Origin of the sequence: Pseudomonas sp. BN414, assembly GCF_029871275.1 — a bacterium.
GTDB classification, from domain to species: domain Bacteria; phylum Pseudomonadota; class Gammaproteobacteria; order Pseudomonadales; family Pseudomonadaceae; genus Metapseudomonas; species Metapseudomonas resinovorans_C.
The window spans coordinates 45,141-62,049 of the sequence record NZ_SSOL01000032.1; the positions used below are offsets into that span (position 1 = coordinate 45,141).

The window sequence follows — 16,909 nt, forward strand, 5'->3', positions numbered from 1 at the left end:
GGGAATCGGATGGTAGCGCAGCGAAACCGCGCGGCCAAGAAGTGCGCTCATCCGGTCGACCCCGGCCGGCGCAGTAGCCAGAGCAGGATGGCCACTGCCAGGCAGGCCAGCGCTACCCAATCGGCGATCACCACCTTGCGCAGCGCGGCATTGTAGCCAGGCGTAAGCCAGGCCAGCAGCAGGAACGACAGCACACTCACCAGCCCGCCCAGGATGGCTGCAGATTGCAGCGCCGGACGAAAGGCCGCCCAGACCAGCAGCGCGCCGAGCAGGCCGAACAACACCGCACGGTGGCGCATCAGGATCAGCAGGTTGGGCTCGCTGAATGGCACGCCGTAGAGCGCCGCCAGTCGTTCAGCCCCGAGCAGGCCGCTGATCGGCAGCAGGTGAATGATGCCGGCGACGATCAGCAGGGCGGAGAGGAACTTGTCCATGGGGCCTGTCCTCGCGGGGAGCCGTTACACCTTGCCCAGCCGCTCGGCCAGGTCACTGGCCAGCTTAGCCGTCAGGCCATAGACCGACAGCTGCGGGTTGGCGCCGATGCTGGTGGGGAACAGCGAGCCGTCGTGGATCGACAGGTTGGCCAACTGATGGTGCCGGCCCAGGCTGTCGGTCACTGCCTGCTTCGGGTCCTCGCCCATGGCGCAACCGCCCATCACGTGGGCGCTACCCAGGCGGGCGCGGTAGAGCTCCAGCGGCAGGCTGTCGATCAGGCTGCGGGCTTCGGCCAGGGTCTTCACGTAGTCGGCGTCGTTGTGCATGGGCAGTACCGCGCGGGCCCCTGCGGCGAACTGGATCTCGGCCATGACGTGGTACGCCCGGCGAATGCCGTCCCAGGTGTAGTCGGTCATGCGGTAGTCGAGCACCGGGCTGCCGTCGCCGCGCAGCTCCACCGTGCCCTCGGCGCTGTCCGGGTGGAAGCCGTCGCGCATCAGGGCCAGCATCACGTTGGTGTGCGGCAGCTGTTCCATGCGCAGCGCATTGTCGACGCCGAAACGGCCAAGGAGGGTGCTGGTGAGCGCGGGCTGCAGTGGCGGCACTTCGAGTTTGTAGGACATGCGTCCGGTGGCGCCGTCATCCCACTGGAAATGGTCGGAATAGATCGACTGCGGCGCGCCGTAGAAGGGGTTGATCACCCGCTCGAACTGCGCGGCGGAGAAGTTCACCACATGCAGGAAGGTGCGCTTGCCGGTGCGGCCGTACGGGTCCGGTGCATTGGAGCGCAGGAGCAGGCCGGGGGTGTTGATGCCGCCGCCGGACAGCACATAATGGCGCGCCTTGACGGTAATCTTGCGGCCTGTGGGTGCCACACAGCGCTCGTCCAGGCCGAGGCATTCGATGCCGGTGACCTTGTCGCCCTCGATCAGCAGTTTTTCGGCACGGGCCAGATAGAGCAGCTCGCCACCTTTTTCCAGGGTGGCGGGAATAGTGGTGACCAGCATCGACTGCTTGGCGTTGGTCGGGCAGCCCATGCCGCAGTAACCGAGGTTCCAGCAACCGCGCACATTGCGCGGAATCACCTTCCAGTGCAGCCCGAGCTTTTCGCAGCCAAGGCGGATCACATCGTTGTTCGGGTTGGGCGGAATCGCCCAGGGCGCGACGCCCAGGCGCTGTTCCATCTTCTCGAACCAGGGCGCCATCTCGGCCACCGATAGCCCCTTAACACCATGTTCGCTGGCCCAGTGCTGCAGTGTCAGGTCGGGGGTGCGGAAGCTGGATGTCCAGTTCACCAGCGTGGTGCCGCCCACGGCGCGGCCCTGCAGGATGGTGATGGCGCCATCTTTGGTCATGCGGCCGATGCCTTCCTGGTAGAGGCTCGGGTAGGCCTCGGCCTCCTGCATCTTGAAGTCGGAACTGGTCTTGAGCGGGCCTTCTTCGATCAGCAACACCTTGAAGCCTGCAGCACTGAGGATTTCCGCGGTGGTGCCACCGCCGGCGCCGCTGCCGACGATCGCAACGTCGGCTTCCAGGGTCAGGTCTTGCTCCAGTCGCGAGCCGTTGTGGGTTTTCCAGCCGCGGGCGAGGCCTTCGGCGAACAGATCGGGTACAGGCATGTCAGGGTCTCGAGCGAATTCTTGTCGTTATGGGCGTGGATCACACGCTGGGCGGGCCGGGGTAACCGCAGTGGGCCCAGGATTCCGGCCGGCCGTACCAGGCCATCATCACCAGTTGCAGCAGCGACGCGTGGCCCATCTTCAGCAGGCCGATGGAGCTGTTTTCCCAGCGCGTGAGGAAGTCGCGGACGTCCTGGGCGCTGGCCTTCTCCCAGCTGCCCCAGACGCCAGTCAGCGGGCCACGGGTGACCGGCAGGGCGAGCACGTCGAAGAGCTGCAGGGTCAGCTTGAGCATTTCCGGCGATAGACGGTGCAGGGCGTAATCCAGGCTTTGCAGGGTGCCAGTCACCGCCGCCGGGAGTTGTTCGATGGATACGGCGCCGTCCACCATCACCGGCACCAGCGCGCGCAGGAAGGGAAGGTCGGAGTCCCGCAGCACGGCAAAACCGCTGGCGGGTACGCTGGCCGAGCAGCCGGTGAGGCTGGCGGTCACTCCGGCGGTGGCGAGAAAGGCCGAGCCGAACAGGCCGACCTTGAGCAGGTTGCGCCGGGAGAGCCCCGGCGCGTCGAGGATGGTTTCGCTCATTCTTGTTATCTGCCTGCGAAGGCCCGGTTCAGCGGACGAAAAGTTTGAAGACCAGCTTCTGGATGGCCTTGCCGTAGGGCGGGTAGATCAGCTTCGCGGCATTGAAGCGCTGCTTGATGAACACCGCCTTGGCCTTGCTGAAGGTCAGGAAGCCTTCATGGCCGTGATAGTGGCCCATGCCGGACGGGCCGATGCCACCGAAGGGCATATCGTCCTGGGCCACATGGAGCAGTGTGTCGTTCAGGCACACGCCACCGGAATGGGTCTCGTGCAGCACGCGCTGCTGTTCGGCCTTGCCATAGCCGAAGTAGTAGAGGGCCAGCGGGCGCGGACGATCGTTGATGTAGGCGAAGGCATCGTCGATGGCGCGATAGGGGACGATGGGCAGCAGCGGGCCGAAGATCTCCTCCTGCATCAGCTTCATGTCGTCGGTCGCGCCCAGCACGACGGTGTGTGGCAGGCGACGGCCCTGGGCTTCGGGGAATAGCGGGACCAGACGCGCGCCCTTGGCTTCGGCGTCGGTCAGGTAGCCCTTGAGGCGGCCCAGTTGGCGGTCATTGATGATGGCGGTGTAGTCGGGGTTGTCGGTCAGCTGCGGGTAGAAGCCCTTCACGGCCTGGCGATAGGCCTCGACGAAGCCGTCGACGCGGTCTTCCGGAACCAGGACGTAGTCCGGGGCCACGCAGGTCTGACCGGCGTTCATGGTCTTGCCGAAGGCGATGCGCTCGGCGGCGTCGGTCAGGGGCACGTCGGCGGAGACGATGGCCGGCGACTTGCCGCCCAGTTCCAGGGTTACCGGGGTCAGGTTCTCGGCGGCGGCGCGCATCACGTGCTTGCCGATGCTGGTTGCGCCGGTGAACAGCAGGTGATCGAAGGGCTGGCGGGAGAACGCCACGCCGACCTCGGCCTCGCCCTGGACTACGGCGACCAGGTCTTCAGGGAAGACGCGCGCCAGCAGATCCTGCAGCAGCTGGGCGGTGGCCGGGGTGGATTCGCTCATCTTGATCATCACCCGGTTGCCCGCCGCCAACGCGCCCACCAGTGGGCCGATGGCCAGGAACAGCGGGTAGTTCCACGGCACGATGACGCCGACGACACCCAGCGGTTGGTAGACCACCTTGGCCGAAGCCGGTTGGAACGCCATGCCGACGCTGCGACGGGAAGGCTTCATCCACTTGCGGATGCGCTTGCTGGCGTAGTGGATGCCCTGGAGGCTGGGCATGATCTCCGCGAGCAGCGTCTCATCCGCTGAGCGGTTGCTGAAATCCTGGGAGATGGCGGCGATCAGGGCGTCCTGCTCGGTGAACAGGAGGTCGCGCAGCGCCTTCAACCACTGGATGCGCTGCGCGGCGCTGGGCATGGGGTTGGCGCGAAAGGCTTCGCGCTGGCGCTGGAAGAGGGACTCCAGTTGGCTGATCTGCTGCTGGGTCTGTTGCAGGTAAGCGATGTCGGCGACCATGGCGCTGCTCCTCGGCGGCTCCGGACGAGCCGTTCGCATCCGCTGTACGGATACGGTAAGGCTCTGTTCTTGTGATGTCGCTGGATTTTTAGAGCAATTGCTCTAATCTGTCAAATTAGCTTGCCCTGTGACCCGTCCGCCGGCAGCCCATCGAAAAGCTGGGCGTGTCGGGTCCCGGTAACACCGGGTGTTTCCGGAGCGTCTTGCGGTGTACCTTTAGCGCTCGCCGCGTTCCATCGATTTGCAGGAATTTCCACCTGATGTCCCCAAGACCCAAGACCCGCGACCGTATCGTTCTGGAGAGCCTCGGGCTGTTCAACACCCAGGGCGAGCGCAACGTCACCACCAACCACATCGCCGCTCACCTGGGCATGTCGCCGGGCAACCTCTATTACCACTTCCGCAACAAGCAGGAGATCATCGCCGAGCTGTTCGGACTCTACGAGGCGCGGGTGGACAGCTTCCTGCGCCTGCCGGAAGGTCGCCCGGTGACGGTGGAAGACAAGACCTTCTACCTGGAGTCGCTGCTGGCGGCCATGTGGGATTTCCGCTTCCTGCACCGGGACCTGGAACACCTGCTGGAATCAGATGCCGAGCTTGCCGCGCGCTATCGCCTGTTCGCCCAGCGCTGCCTGGATCATGCCCAGGGCATCTACCGCGGCTTCGTCGGCGCCGGCATCCTGCTGATGAGTCCTGCCCAGGTTGAAGCCCTGACCCTCAACAGCTGGATCATCGTCACCTCCTGGGTGCGCTTCCTCTGTACCACCCGAGGCGATGCCGCCGACCTCAGCCAGGAACTGCTGCGCCGTGGCATCTACCAGGTGCTGGCGCTGGAAGGTGGCTACCTCGCGCCCGAAGCCCAGCCTGCGGTCAAGGCCCTGTACGAGAAACTGTATGTACCACTGGAGCAGGTGGTACCGAGCTGATCGAGGAAACATTGACGCGTGTTAAGGCGAAGGGGCGCGTCTATAGTGAGAAAATTGAGCCAAGGAATGCTTGAGTTTTATCCATGTCCAGAACTACACCCAGGATTGCGTTACTTGGCGCTGGTTCGTATCGATTCCCTGGCATTGAGCTGGAACGCTACACCGATCTTGCGAGCCTGCAGGCCGATTCCGAAGCCGATGTGCTGTTGGTCGACCTGCCGGGCGCGCAGGCGGGCCAGGCCTTGCGGAGCCTGCGCCTCGATCCTCGCTATCGCTTCAGTCTGATTTACTGCTGCCAGGACCAGGATCCCTGGTGCATTGCCCTGGGTGACGGCCCGCCGCCGGCCGACCCTGGTGCGATCACGCCCCTTTGGCGCCTCTGGCGCGAGCGCTTTGGCCTTTTCAATCGCGGAGCCGCCCCGGAACGCTTCGAGGAACGGGTGATGGCGTGGCTCTGGCTGCGCTCACGTGGTGAAGTCCTTGCAGTGCGTGATGCCGGCGTGCCCCAGCACTACCGCTATCCGCTGATGGAAGTCCTGGGCAACGAAGAGACCATCAATCAATTCTCCTGGCTACAGCTGATGAGCCAGCAGGGCTGGCTGGAGGAGGGGGAGCTGCAGGACAGGCTGCGTTTGTGCACCAGCTGTGGCTCGGGCCGCCTCAATTACGTGGATGTCTGTCCCGAGTGCCAGGCCCTGGACATCGGTCGCCAGCCTTCGCTGCATTGCTTCACCTGCGGGCACGTCGGCCCCCAGGAACACTTCCTCAAGGAAGGCGTGCTGCTCTGCCCGAACTGCCTGACCCGTCTTCGCCATATTGGCAGCGACTACGACCGTCCGCTGGAGAACTACCGCTGCCGCAACTGCCAGGCCTTTTTCGTCGATGCCGCCGTGGATGCGCGCTGCCTGGACTGCGGCCAATCCCACGCGCCCGACAAGCTGCGCGTGCGCGAGATACGCCACTTCCGCCTGGCCGAGGCCGGGCGCCTGAGATGCCGGGAAGGCTTTGGCGCCGGGGCGACGAACCTCGAGCGCTTCGGCAGCCTCAACTTGTTGCCACGCCAGGCCTTCTTCGAGCTGCTGAACTGGCAGCTGCAACTGACGCGACGGCACCGGGAGCCGGCCTTCTCCCTACTCGGTCTGCGTTTCGTCAACCTGTTGGAAACCCTCTCCCAACTCGGCGAGATGCGCGGCCACGCGCTGGTGGACGGGCTGGTGGAGCGCCTGCAGGAAGCCGTGCGGGAAACCGATCGTTGTTGCCGGCTGAGCGAGGAGGTGCTCTGGCTGCTGATGCCGCACACCGATGCCATCGGCCTGGAGGTGGTGCGCAAGCGCCTGATCAAGGGCGCGGAACGCCTGACCGCCGGACAGGCGACGCCCATCGAGGTGCGGTTGGCCGTCTTCACGGCTCCTGATGATCAGCAGGACCAGGAAGACGCTGCCCTGCTGCTGGCGCGTCTGGGCGGACAGTTGGGCTGAGCATGGAAGCCTTTGTCGAGCAGTGGCTGCTGCTCCTCGGCGAGTTCGCCAGGAGCGATGGCATTCTGCAGGGTGCCTTCATGCTGCTGCCGGCCTTCCTGCTGCTGGAGCTGCCGCTCAACCTGCTGGTGCTGATCGGCGTCCTGCGCTGGTTCGTCCGCAAGCCATTCGAGTTGCCCCAGCAGAGCACCTATCGGCCGCGGGTGTCCTGCATCATCACCTGCTACAGCGAGGGTCGGGACGTCCAGACGACCCTGCGCAGCCTGTGCGAGCAGACCTACCCCGGCTACATCGAGATGATTCCGGTGGTTGACGGAGCTGCCGTGAACCAGCCCACCATGCAGGCCGTGCGGGACTTTCGCGTCGATCCGCAGCTCTATCCGCGACGCCTGTTGCGACCCATTGCCAAGTGGCAGCGCGGCGGCCGGGTCTCCTCCCTGAACGCAGGGCTGGCGCACTGCACCGGCGAAGTGGTGATGGCCCTGGACGGTGACACCTCCTTCGACAACGACATGGTCAGCCAGATGGTCCGTCATTTCGCCGACCCGGACGTTCCGGCCGTGGCAGGAAGCCTTCGCGTGCGCAATGCCCGGGCTTCGCTCACCACCGCCATGCAGGCGCTGGAGTATCAGCTGTCGATCCATATGGCCAAGATCGGTCTCAGCGAATGGAACCTGGTGAATAACGTATCCGGCGCGTTCGGCGCGTTTCGCCGCAGTTTCCTCGACAAGATCGGCGGCTGGGACACCCACACCGCGGAAGACCTCGACATCACCCTGCGGATCAAGAACTACTTCGGCCGCAGGCCTCTGCGAATTCCCTTCGAGCCCGGCGCCATCGGCCATACCGACGCCCCCGTGACCTTCCTGCAGTTCCTCAAGCAGCGCCTGCGCTGGGACGGTGACCTGTACTTCCTCTACATCCGCAAGCATCGCCACAGCTTCAATCCGCGACTGCTGGGTTGGCCGAACTTCCTGATGACCCTGATCACCGGCTTCTTCTTCCAGCTGGTACTGCCTTTCATCATCGCCGGCTATTGCCTGGCCGGGCCCCTGGTGCTGCCCTGGCCGCGCTTCCTGGCCCTGGCCGCCCTCATCTACCTGGTCTATCTGGGCATGACGCTGTTGCTCTATGTGGCCATGCTGGCCCTGGTGTCCGAGCGGCCGCGCCTGGACCTGCGATTGTTCCCCGTGGTCTTCGTCTTCCCGCTGTTCATGCTGGTCATGCGCATGTGGAGCGCGGTGGCCATGCTCAACGAGGCCCTGCGTCGCGGCCATGAGGAAACCAGCATGGCGCCCTGGTGGGTGCTGCGCAGGGCCAAGAGGTTCTGAGTTCATGATTCGTCCATTTCTTTTCTGCACACTGCTGCTGGCCGCCGGCATGGTCCGGGCCGAAGTGCTGCCGTTGGCCCAGGTGCTGGACCGCGCCGAAGACGGGGCCGTGCTGCAGGCCAAGGCGGCCGAGCTGCGGGCGCTGGATGCACTCAAGGAACAGCGCGAAGCCGAGGCGGGCTGGCAGTGGTTCGGCTCCGGCAGTACCGGGCACTATCACGAACTGGTGACCGAAGATCTGCGTGACGACTATTACGGGCGTGACCTGGCCCTCGGCCTGCGCCACCCGCTGCTTGGCAGCCTGCGTCGACAAGTGCAGGCCGTATCGGCGGTGGAGCTTGAGCAGCAGCGGCAGCAGGCGCAGCGCCTGTTGCGCCTGGCGGAGCAACGGCTGGCCTTGCGCAGCGCCTACGCCGACTGGTGGCGCGCCGAGCAGGAAGAGCGCTGGTGCAAGGGGCTGCTGCCTGCATCCCAGGCGGCTCGTGAGCGCCTGGCCCGGCGTCAGCAGGGCGGCTGGCTGCTGCCTTCGCAGGCGCGATTGCTGGACGGCCAGTGGCAGGGTCTCCAGCAGCGTTGCCGGCAGAGCGCGCTCCTGGTGGAAGACACCCGTGCCAGCCTGGCCGGGTTGGCGGGTATGGAGATCGGCCCTGGTCAACAGGCCGAAGCGGAATCGCTGTCAACGCAAGTGCTGCCGTTGTCCAATTGGCGTCAGGCCCTGGAGGGTCACCCGAGCTTGCAAGAGAAACAGGACGAACTGCGCCACGCCGAGCGCAATCGTCAATCGCCCTGGTACGAGAGCGTCGACTCAAGCTTCAGCGTTGCGCAGAGCTACGAGTCACGCAGCGGCGCTAGCAAGAGCGGCGACGGGCTGGTGGCCGCCCTCAGTCTGTCCGCGCCCTTCGACCTGATGAACTACGGCCGGGCCCGCAATCGCGAAGGTGAGGCGCGCCATCAAGCTGCCCTGGCGCAGCTGGAGGCCGAGCGCCAGCAATTGCTCCAGTCCCTTGGGCAAACCCTGCAGGCCCAACGCCAGGCAGCGCTGGACCTGGATCGAGAGCGCGAGCAGTTAGCCGTTTCAGACCAGGCCCTGCGGGAGCAGCGGCTGCGCGCCGAGCGCTCGGTTTCCGAGAGCGCGGCCGAGGAACTGGCTGTGGAACTGGAGCGCTACAACAGCGGATTGCGCCTGATTGCCGCTTGGCACGCTGCCTGGCTGCGCGAAGCGGCTCTGCGACTGTTTGTCGACGATGACCAGGCCCTGGCTGGCCTGCTGGGGCCGCAGCGTCTCGACTGGACGGCCCTGGGTGTGGTTGGGGCGGCGCCGAAGGGCGTCGGCTCGACGGGCTGGAGTCCGGGTGTTTACCTGTGGAAAAGCGGGGCATTGCTGAATCCCGCGACTCGTCACGCGGAGCTGCGCGAACTGCGCCGCGCCGGCATGACGCGACTGTACCTGGGGCTCGATGCTGGGCAGGTGGCCGACATCCCGGCCCTGCGCAAGCAACTGCAGGACACCCTTGATGAAGCCCACGGCCAAGGCTTGCAGGTGGCCTTGCTGCTGGGTGATCCGGCTTGGCTGGAGCCCGCTGGGCGCCCGGGTTTGCTGGATCTGCTCGGCAAGCTCAAGGGGCTGCCGTTCGATGCCCTGCATCTGGATCTTGAGGTGGAGCAACTCGGCTGGCCGGTGCCCGACCGCCGCATGCAGGACTGGCTGGACACCTTGGGCGCCGTGTCCGGGGCCGTGTCTTGGCCGCTGGAGCTGTCCAGCCATCCCCGCTGGTTCGCCGAGCCAGTTGCCGGCGCGACCTGCGTGCCCTGTGCCCTGCCGAAGCGCGGCGTGCGGCAGGTCGACCTGATGATCTACACCCGTAATCCCGCCCGAAGCGCCGAACTGGCTGAATCCATCGCCCGGCGCTGGCCGGCACTGCGCTTCCGTCTGGCCCAGAGTGTCGAGCCCCAGCTACCGGCTGAGGAATCCTGGGCCGGGGCATCGCGCACGCAGTTGCGGGAACAGCTCGAGCGTTGGCGCACGCGCCTGCAGCCCGCCGGTATCACCGGTGTCGACTGGCAGGATTGGACCCATTTCCCCCGTTGAGTCAGGCCATGAAGATTCGATTCTCCAGCCCCAAGGAACAGCAGCCCACCCAGGAGCAGGGGCTCAAGGTGCTCTACGCACCCGGTAAGCGCCTGGCCTTCAAGCTGCGCTGGTACCTGATCCTGCTCGCGGTCACCAGTCCGCTGCTGTTCCTGGTCGGGCGCGAGTTCCTCGGCCTCTGGCTGATCGAGGCGCCGGTGCAGTTGCACCTGCCGTCCACCGAGCTGCGGGCGAGGGAGGCTGGACAGGTGGAGCGCGTGCTGGCCAGGCCCGGCGACCGGGTCGAGGCCGGCCAGTTGCTGGTGAAGATGGATAACCCCGAGTGGCGCGGTCGACTTGCCCTGCTCGGTGACTCCGCCGCCCAGGCGCGACAGCCTGCCGGGAATCGGCCCTTGCCGGAGCAGGAGCGTCAGGCCCTGGAGCGTCTTCTGGCCAGTGCGGAGGATCGCTTGGGACGCCTGCGCGGGCTGCTCGCCGCCGGTGCCGCGACCCGGGGTGAGGTGCAGCAGGCCCAGGACGAGCGGGACAGACGCCAGCGTGACCTGCTGCAATTCGAGCGGCGAGAGTCGCAACCGGTGGACGACACTCTGGAGCGTCAACGCCGACTGGAAAGCGACTGGCTGCAAGCACGCTTGCATGGGCTGGAGCTGAAGGCTGGTGAGTCCGGGGTGATCAGCGAGGTGCTGGTGGATGAGGGCGAGAACGTCGGCCCCGGGACGCCGCTGATGCGCCTGCAGCGTCTGGGCGACGCCGAACTTTGGGTCTATCTCGACCCGCGGGATGCCGTCTATGCCTCTCCAGGCCAGCCTTTCCGGCTGCGCCTACCGGACGGCACCTGGCTGCCTGCCGAGGTGGTGCGCATGGTGGAGGACGCCGCTCCTGTGCCGGTGGAGCTGCGCGAGGCATTCAGCGCCCCGAGCCGCAACCTGCGCTTGCTGGCGCGGGTAAAAGGGGAGTGGCCGGCGTTCTGGCGTGTGGACCGTCTGGGTTTGAAGGCGCGCTTCCCCCATCGCTGGCGCTGGCTCGACAGCTGGGCCAGCGATCACTGAGCCCCAGCGTTCAGCGCTCCGTTGTCTGACTCGCAAGCCAGTCCGGAATCCGCCGCTCGAGGTAATAGGCGGGCTGCTGCGGCGATCCTTCGATGAACCCCACGTGGCCGCCCCGCGCATGCAGCTCCATGCGGGTCGAGGCCGAAAGTTCATGGGCCTCCGGCAGGCTGTGGCGGAAGACGAAGGGGTCGTCGGCGGACTGGATCAGCAGGGTGGGAATGCGGATTCCGCCCAGGTAGTAGCGGCTGGACGCGCGGCGATAGTAGTCGTGCGCATCGCTGAAACCGTGCAGTGGCGCGGTGATGCGACCGTCGAAGTCCCAGAAGGTACGCATGTTTTCCAGCGAGCCGAGGCGTTCCAGGGTGGACAGGTGTTCGCCGTGGCCCTGATGCGCGAACGACTGCTGCTTGTTCTTCACATAAGCCACCATTTCGCGCATGAAATGAGCCTGGTAGACCCGTGAGAAGCCGAGCGCAATGCGGTCGGCACATTGGTCCAGCCGGTAGGGCACCGAGACCGCCACCGCACCTTGCAGGCCGCAGTCGTCGCCGGTTTCTCCGAGGTACTTGAGCAGCACATTGCCACCCAGCGAATAGCCCACCGCATAGAGCGGTGCGAGCGGGCGGCTGGCGCGCAGGTGCTGGACGGCGGTCGCCAGATCCTCGCTGACACCCGAGTGGTAGCCACGGGGCAGCAGGTTGGGTTCGCCCGAACAGCCACGCCAGTTGATGGCGACGCTGGCCCAACCGCGAGCGGCCAGCTCCTGCTGCAGGCCAAGCACGTACAGGGAGCCGGATGAGCCGGTCAGACCGTGCAGGGCCAGCACCAGCGGTGCATCGGCTTCGTGGGGGCCATGCCAGTCCAGGTCGAGGAAATCACCGTCGTCCAGCCACAAGCGCTCCCGCTGCCGGGAAAGCCGAGGTGGCTTGCGACAGAAGGGCGACCATAGGGTCTGCAAATGTGGCCCCGGCAACCACCAGGCCGGCTGGAAGCCGGCGCGAGTGGTCACGGGCGAGTGGAACTGGTTCATCGGTGTGCCGTCGATCAGGCGTCGGAGGATTCCCCGGCCGAGCGTTGCCACAGGGCGTAGTACACCTGGCCGGCTTTCTTCTCGCGGTGCAGGCGCCAGTTACCCGGTAGACCGAGCGCGGAGGGCGCGTTCTCGCTTTCGGTATAGACCCAGGCGCGGGGTGCGAGCCAGCCGCGATTCTCCAGGAGGTCGCAAACGGGCTGCAGCAGGCCCTGGTTGAACGGCGGATCGAGGAATACGACGTCGAAAGCGCTGGAGGACTGGGTGTCCAGATAACGCAGGGCGTCGCTTTGCAGCAGTTGGCCCCTGCCGCAGCGCAGCGTGTCCAGATGGCCGCGCAAGGCGGCGACCGAGTCGGGATTCAGGTCCAGCGCCAGCGCTTCGGCGGCACCCCGGGACAGCGCCTCCAGATAGAGGGCGCCGCTACCGGCGAAGGGGTCCAGGACCCGCGCGCCTTCCATATAGGGTGCGAGCCAGTTGAACAGCGTCTCGCGTACCCGGTCGGGGGTGGGACGCAGGCTGGGACCGTTGGGGAAGGCGAAACGCCGCGAGCGCCATTCGCCGCCGATGATGCGGAGTTGGCCCTGGCCGCCGTGTTTCGGCGTGGCGGGTCTGGGGGTCGGCTTGCGCATCAGTGCTCCGGTACGCCGCTGGGCATTTCGGCGGGCTTGTCGGTGGGCGGCGGCAGGTCCTTCTGGGGAACGGTGGGGCCGGCGGTGACGATGACGAACTGGTCGGGGTTCAGGTGTTTGGCCATGGCGGCCTTCACCTGGGCAACGTCGAGCGCCTGGACCTTGGCCATGAAGTCTTCCAGGTAGGTCAGCGGCAGGTTGTAGAAGCCGATGGCGCCCAGCTGGCCGACGATGTCGGCGTTGCTCGCGGTGGACAGCGGGAAGCTGCCCGCCAGCTCACGCTTGGCGTCGTCCAGTTCCTTCTGGGTCGGGCCGTCTGCCAGGTACTGGCGAACGATGTCCTGGATCAGCTTGAGGGTGCCCTGGCTCATCTCGGCGCGGGTCTGCAGGCCGATCATGAACGGGCCGCGTACCTGCATGGCGGTAAAGCCGGAGCTGACGCCATAGGTCAGGCCGCGCTTTTCGCGCACCTCTTCCATCAGTCGCGTGCCAAACCCGCCGCCGCCGAGGATCTGGTTGCCCAGGTAAAGCGCGGCGTAATCCGGGTCATTCCGGTCGATGCCGAGCTGGGCCAGCATCAGGTGGGTCTGCTTGGACGGGAACTCGATGTGATTGATACCGGCCTTGGGCGCATCCGGCTCTGGCAGCTTGGCCAGGGCAGGACCTTTCGGCAGTGCGCTGGATACCTGGCTGGCAATGGTTTCGGCTTCGGCGCGGGTGAGATTGCCGACGACGGCGATCACCACGTTACCGGCGGCGTAGGCCTTCTGATGGAACTCGCGCATCTGGGCGACGGTGATGCCGGGTACGGACTTCTCATCGCCTTCGCTGGGGTGCGCATACGGGTGCTGGCCGTAGAGTTTCTCGAAGAGTTCCAGGCCGGCGAGCTTGCCGGGGTTCTGCTTCTGGTACTCGAAGCCGGCGAGCATCTGGTTCTTGATCCGCGCCAGGGAATCCTCAGGGAAGGTCGGCGCACCGATCACCTGGGTGAACAGTTCCAGGGCGGGCTCGCGCTGCTCGGGGGCGGTGAGGCTGCGCAGGCTGGCGATGGCCATGTCGCGGTAGGCGCCGTTGCCGAACTCGGCGCCCAGGCTCTCGAAGCCCTGGGCGATGGCGGTGACGTCCTTGCCCTTTACGCCCTCGTTGAGCATCGCGTTGGTGAGGGTCGCCAGGCCGGATGTAGTTCCGTCCTGGCTGCTGCCGGCGGCGAAGGTCAGGCGCAGGTCGAACATCGGCAGCTCAGGCGCGGCGACGAAGAGCACCTTGGCGCCTTCGGCCGTGGTCCAGCTCTGGATGTCCAGGCTACGGCGGCTGGGTGCCTTGCCGCCCAGCTCTGCCAGGGATTGCAGTCCCTCGGCCGGTGCCGGGGTGGCGGTTTCGGCGGTGGCGGTGGTGTCCGGGCGGTTGGCGACGAAGCCGAGTACGCCGAGCAGGACGATCAGGGCCAGGCCGAGCAGGCCGTAACGCAGGCCGTTTCGCTCACTCATTGCGGGCCTCCTCGGGAAGGATGTGGGCGACGCTCAGGCGGTCGCGGGTGAAGAAGGTCTTGGCGGCGGCCTGGATGTCGGCAGGCGTTACGGCTTCGAGGGCCGCGAGGTCCTGGTCCATCAGTTTCCAGGACAGGCCGACGGTTTCCAGCTGGCCAATGGTGGTGGCCTGGCTGGTGATGGAGTCGCGCTGGTAGACGAGGTCGGCGATGGCCTGGGCGCGTACGCGCTTGAGTTCGTCGGCGCTCGGCGGGGTGTTCTTCAGGTCTTCCAGCTGGCGCCAGATGCCGGCCTCGGTCTGCTCCAGGGTTTTGCCCTTCTGCACGTTGGGGGTGGCGCTGATGACGAACAGGCTGTCGCCACGGGGGAAGCCGTCGTACCAGGCGGAGGCACCGCTGACGAGCTCCTCGCCGCGTTCCAGTCGGCTGGACAGGCGCGCGCTGTAGCCGCCGTCGAGCAGGGTGGAGATCAGGCGCAGGGCGTGGACCTGGCGGGCGTCCTTGGCTGTGGCGAGACCCGGCACGTTGAAGCCCATGATCAGGCTCGGCAGCTGGGTGCGCACGTGCAGGTTGAGGCGGCGCTCGCCGGGGGTGGCCAGCTCCAGCGGCTTCTTCGCGGGCGGCACGTCACGCTTGGGAATGTTGGCGAAATAGCGCTCGGCGAGGCCTTTGACCTCGTCCGGGGTGACGTCGCCGACTACCACCAGGGTGGCGTTGTTCGGCACGTACCAGGATTCGTACCAGTGGCGCAGCTCCTCGACCTTCATACGGTTGAGGTCGGCCATCCAGCCGATGGTGGGGATGTGGTAACCGCTTGCCGGATAGGCCATCGCCTTGAAACGCTCGAAGGCTTTGGCGGTGGGCTTGTCGTCGGTGCGCAGGCGGCGTTCTTCCTTGATCACTTCGATCTCGCGGGTGAACTCTTCCGGCGGCAGCTTGAGGCTGGCGAGGCGATCGGCTTCCAGCTCGAAGGCGACGCCCAGGCGGTCGCGGGCCAGCACCTGGTAGTAGGCGGTGTAGTCGTCGCTGGTGAAGGCGTTCTCCTCGGCGCCGAGCTCCCGCAGGATGCGCGAGGCTTCGCCGGGGCCGAGTTTGCGGCTGCCCTTGAACATCATGTGTTCGAGAGCGTGGGAGAGACCGGTCTGGCCGGGCGTCTCGTAGCTCGAGCCGACCTTGTACCAGAGCTGGGACACCACCACGGGGGCGCGATGGTCTTCACGGACGACGACCTTGAGGCCGTTGTCCAGGGTGAACTCGTGGGTGGGCTGATTGTCTGCAGCGATAGCCAAAACGGGCAGACAGAGAGCGCAATACAGCAAGCCGGCGGCTTGTCGGGCAATGGCTTTCATTGATGTTCTTGACCTATCGGACGGCCCCGGCGGTCGTACCGCCTGCGGGCGAAGAGGTGCTAGGATACCCCATCCTGTGCGACACGTATGATCGTGTCGTGCTTGGTCGGTGAACGAGCCCCTTGAAACACAGGACACCGTTTCCCCCTTACCATAAGGGATAGGCAAACGACTGTGTTTATGACTACCAGCAAAGACAAAACCATCGAAGTGCTCGGCCAGGAGCGGCGTCGCCGCTGGAGCGTCGAGGAAAAACTGGCCATGGTGCGCGAGAGTCTCGAGCCCGGGCAAAGCGTCTCGGTGGTGGCCCGGCGCAACGGCATCAACCCCAACCAACTGTTCCACTGGCGCAAGCTCTACCAGGACGGCAGCCTCTCGGCGGTCAGTGCCGGTGAAGCGGTGGTGCCCGCCTCCGAGTTGGCCGATGCCCTCAAGCAGATCCGCGAACTGCAACGGATGCTGGGCAAGAAGACCATGGAGGCCGAGATCCTCAAGGAAGCGGTGGAGATCGCCCGCTCGCGAAAATGGATTGCGCACTCACCCTTGTTGCCGGGGGACGACCAGTGAAGGCGGTCAGTGAGAGTCTCGGTGTGGCGCGCTCGCAATTGACGGCTCGACTCAAACAACCCGCTCCAGGGCTGCGGCCTCGTCGGCGCCGAGCGTTCAACGATGTGACCTTGGTCGAGCAGATCCAGCAGGCAGTCGGCGCCCTGCCCAGCTATGGCTATCGTCGGATCTGGGGTCTGTTGCGTCGGCAGCATGAGCAACAGGCCCTGCCACCGGTCAACGTGAAGCGGGTTTACCGCGTCATGCGTGATCACGATCTGTTGCTGGAACGCCGTCGCAAGCAGCCGGGTGTGGCGCGGCGTCACGAAGGTCGTGTCGCCGTGGATACAAGCAACACCCGCTGGTGTTCGGATGGCTTCGAGTTCCGCTGCGAGGATGGTGACAAACTGCGCGTGACCTTCGCTCTGGACTGCTGCGACCGCGAAGCCATCAGTTGGGTGGCCAGCCCACACGGCTACAGTGGCGACGATGTCCGCGACGTGATGCTGGAAGCCGTCGAGCAACGCTTCGGTAGCGAGCTGCCTGCGTCGCCGGTGCAATGGCTGAGCGATAACGGCTCGGCCTATACCGCCGAACAGACCCGGGTCTTTGCCCGGCAGATCGGCCTGCTACCTCTGACAACACCGGTGTGCAGCCCACAGAGCAACGGGATGGCGGAGAGCTTCGTGAAGACCATGAAGCGCGACTATATCCGCCACATGCCCAAGCCCGATCGAGCGACGGCCCTGCGCAACCTGGCCATCGCCTTCGAGCATTACAACGAGGAACATCCGCACAGCGCACTGAACTACCGCTCACCTCGGGAGTTCAGACGCTTGGCTGAGGCATCAACTTAACGGGGTACCGGTGTCCGGTTTGATAGGGGCAAGTCCA

14 protein-coding genes are annotated in these 16,909 nt (G+C 65.8%); 6 read left to right on the plus strand and 8 right to left on the minus strand.

What is annotated here, in order from left to right; genetic code table 11:
• Positions 1–47: 47 nt before the first annotated feature.
• From E8E95_RS04905 to E8E95_RS04920, 4 genes are read right to left on the minus strand one after another with little or no spacing between them, the layout of a single operon-like run.
• Positions 48–434, minus strand: coding sequence for a phosphopantetheine adenylyltransferase (locus E8E95_RS04905; RefSeq protein ID WP_280348582.1), 387 nt, complete (start codon positions 432–434; stop codon positions 48–50).
• A gap of 24 nt (positions 435–458) precedes the next feature.
• Entirely contained in the window at positions 459–2,054 is a 1,596-nt protein-coding gene (locus E8E95_RS04910) for a GMC family oxidoreductase (RefSeq protein WP_280348584.1), read from the minus strand.
• Positions 2,055–2,094: 40 nt separating this feature from the next.
• Positions 2,095–2,640 carry a twin-arginine translocation pathway signal protein gene (locus E8E95_RS04915; protein WP_280348585.1) on the minus strand — a complete coding sequence of 182 codons (546 nt, stop codon included), beginning with the start codon at positions 2,638–2,640 and terminating at the stop codon, positions 2,095–2,097.
• A gap of 28 nt (positions 2,641–2,668) precedes the next feature.
• Positions 2,669–4,099: a coniferyl aldehyde dehydrogenase gene (locus tag E8E95_RS04920; RefSeq protein ID WP_280348587.1), complete on the minus strand. Its 1,431-nt coding sequence runs from the start codon at positions 4,097–4,099 to the stop codon at positions 2,669–2,671.
• 260 nt (positions 4,100–4,359) lie between these two features.
• Between E8E95_RS04920 and E8E95_RS04925 the strand changes: the two genes are divergently transcribed.
• From E8E95_RS04925 to E8E95_RS04945, 5 genes are all read left to right on the plus strand, one after another.
• On the plus strand, positions 4,360–5,025 hold the full coding sequence (locus tag E8E95_RS04925; protein ID WP_280348589.1) for a TetR/AcrR family transcriptional regulator: 666 nt from the start codon (positions 4,360–4,362) through the stop codon (positions 5,023–5,025).
• An 83-nt stretch (positions 5,026–5,108) separates the two neighbouring features.
• Complete coding sequence (locus tag E8E95_RS04930) at positions 5,109–6,503, plus strand: diguanylate cyclase (RefSeq protein WP_280348591.1); 1,395 nt, start codon at positions 5,109–5,111, stop codon at positions 6,501–6,503.
• 2 nt (positions 6,504–6,505) lie between these two features.
• A complete protein-coding gene (locus E8E95_RS04935; RefSeq protein WP_280348593.1) occupies positions 6,506–7,834 on the plus strand; it encodes a glycosyltransferase in 1,329 nt (442 codons plus the stop codon).
• A 4-nt stretch (positions 7,835–7,838) separates the two neighbouring features.
• On the plus strand, positions 7,839–9,923 hold the full coding sequence (locus E8E95_RS04940; protein WP_280348595.1) for a TolC family protein: 2,085 nt from the start codon (positions 7,839–7,841) through the stop codon (positions 9,921–9,923).
• 8 nt (positions 9,924–9,931) lie between these two features.
• Positions 9,932–10,972, plus strand: a complete 1,041-nt coding sequence (locus tag E8E95_RS04945; RefSeq protein ID WP_280348597.1) for an HlyD family efflux transporter periplasmic adaptor subunit — start codon at positions 9,932–9,934, stop codon at positions 10,970–10,972.
• Between the two features lie 10 nt (positions 10,973–10,982).
• Here E8E95_RS04945 and E8E95_RS04950 read toward each other — a convergent pair whose 3' ends face one another.
• The 4 genes from E8E95_RS04950 to E8E95_RS04965 are packed head-to-tail and all read right to left on the minus strand — an operon-like array spanning position 10,983 to position 15,469.
• Complete coding sequence (locus E8E95_RS04950; RefSeq protein WP_280348599.1) at positions 10,983–12,002, minus strand: hydrolase; 1,020 nt, start codon at positions 12,000–12,002, stop codon at positions 10,983–10,985.
• A 14-nt stretch (positions 12,003–12,016) separates the two neighbouring features.
• Positions 12,017–12,634, minus strand: a complete 618-nt coding sequence (rsmD, locus tag E8E95_RS04955; RefSeq protein ID WP_280348601.1) for a 16S rRNA (guanine(966)-N(2))-methyltransferase RsmD — start codon at positions 12,632–12,634, stop codon at positions 12,017–12,019.
• Positions 12,634–14,121 (minus strand): pitrilysin family protein, encoded by a 1,488-nt coding sequence (locus E8E95_RS04960; protein WP_280348602.1) that lies wholly within the window; start codon positions 14,119–14,121, stop codon positions 12,634–12,636. Before E8E95_RS04960 ends, rsmD begins: the two co-directional genes overlap by 1 nt.
• On the minus strand, positions 14,114–15,469 hold the full coding sequence (locus tag E8E95_RS04965; protein ID WP_280348604.1) for a pitrilysin family protein: 1,356 nt from the start codon (positions 15,467–15,469) through the stop codon (positions 14,114–14,116). Before E8E95_RS04965 ends, E8E95_RS04960 begins: the two co-directional genes overlap by 8 nt.
• Before the next feature lie 180 nt (positions 15,470–15,649).
• Here E8E95_RS04965 and E8E95_RS04970 point away from each other — a divergent pair.
• A protein-coding gene (locus tag E8E95_RS04970) for an IS3 family transposase (RefSeq protein WP_280347810.1) occupies positions 15,650–16,872 on the plus strand; the annotation gives its coding sequence in 2 pieces (ribosomal slippage) (positions 15,650–15,995 and positions 15,995–16,872; 1,224 coding nt in all).
• Positions 16,873–16,909: the final 37 nt, after the last annotated feature.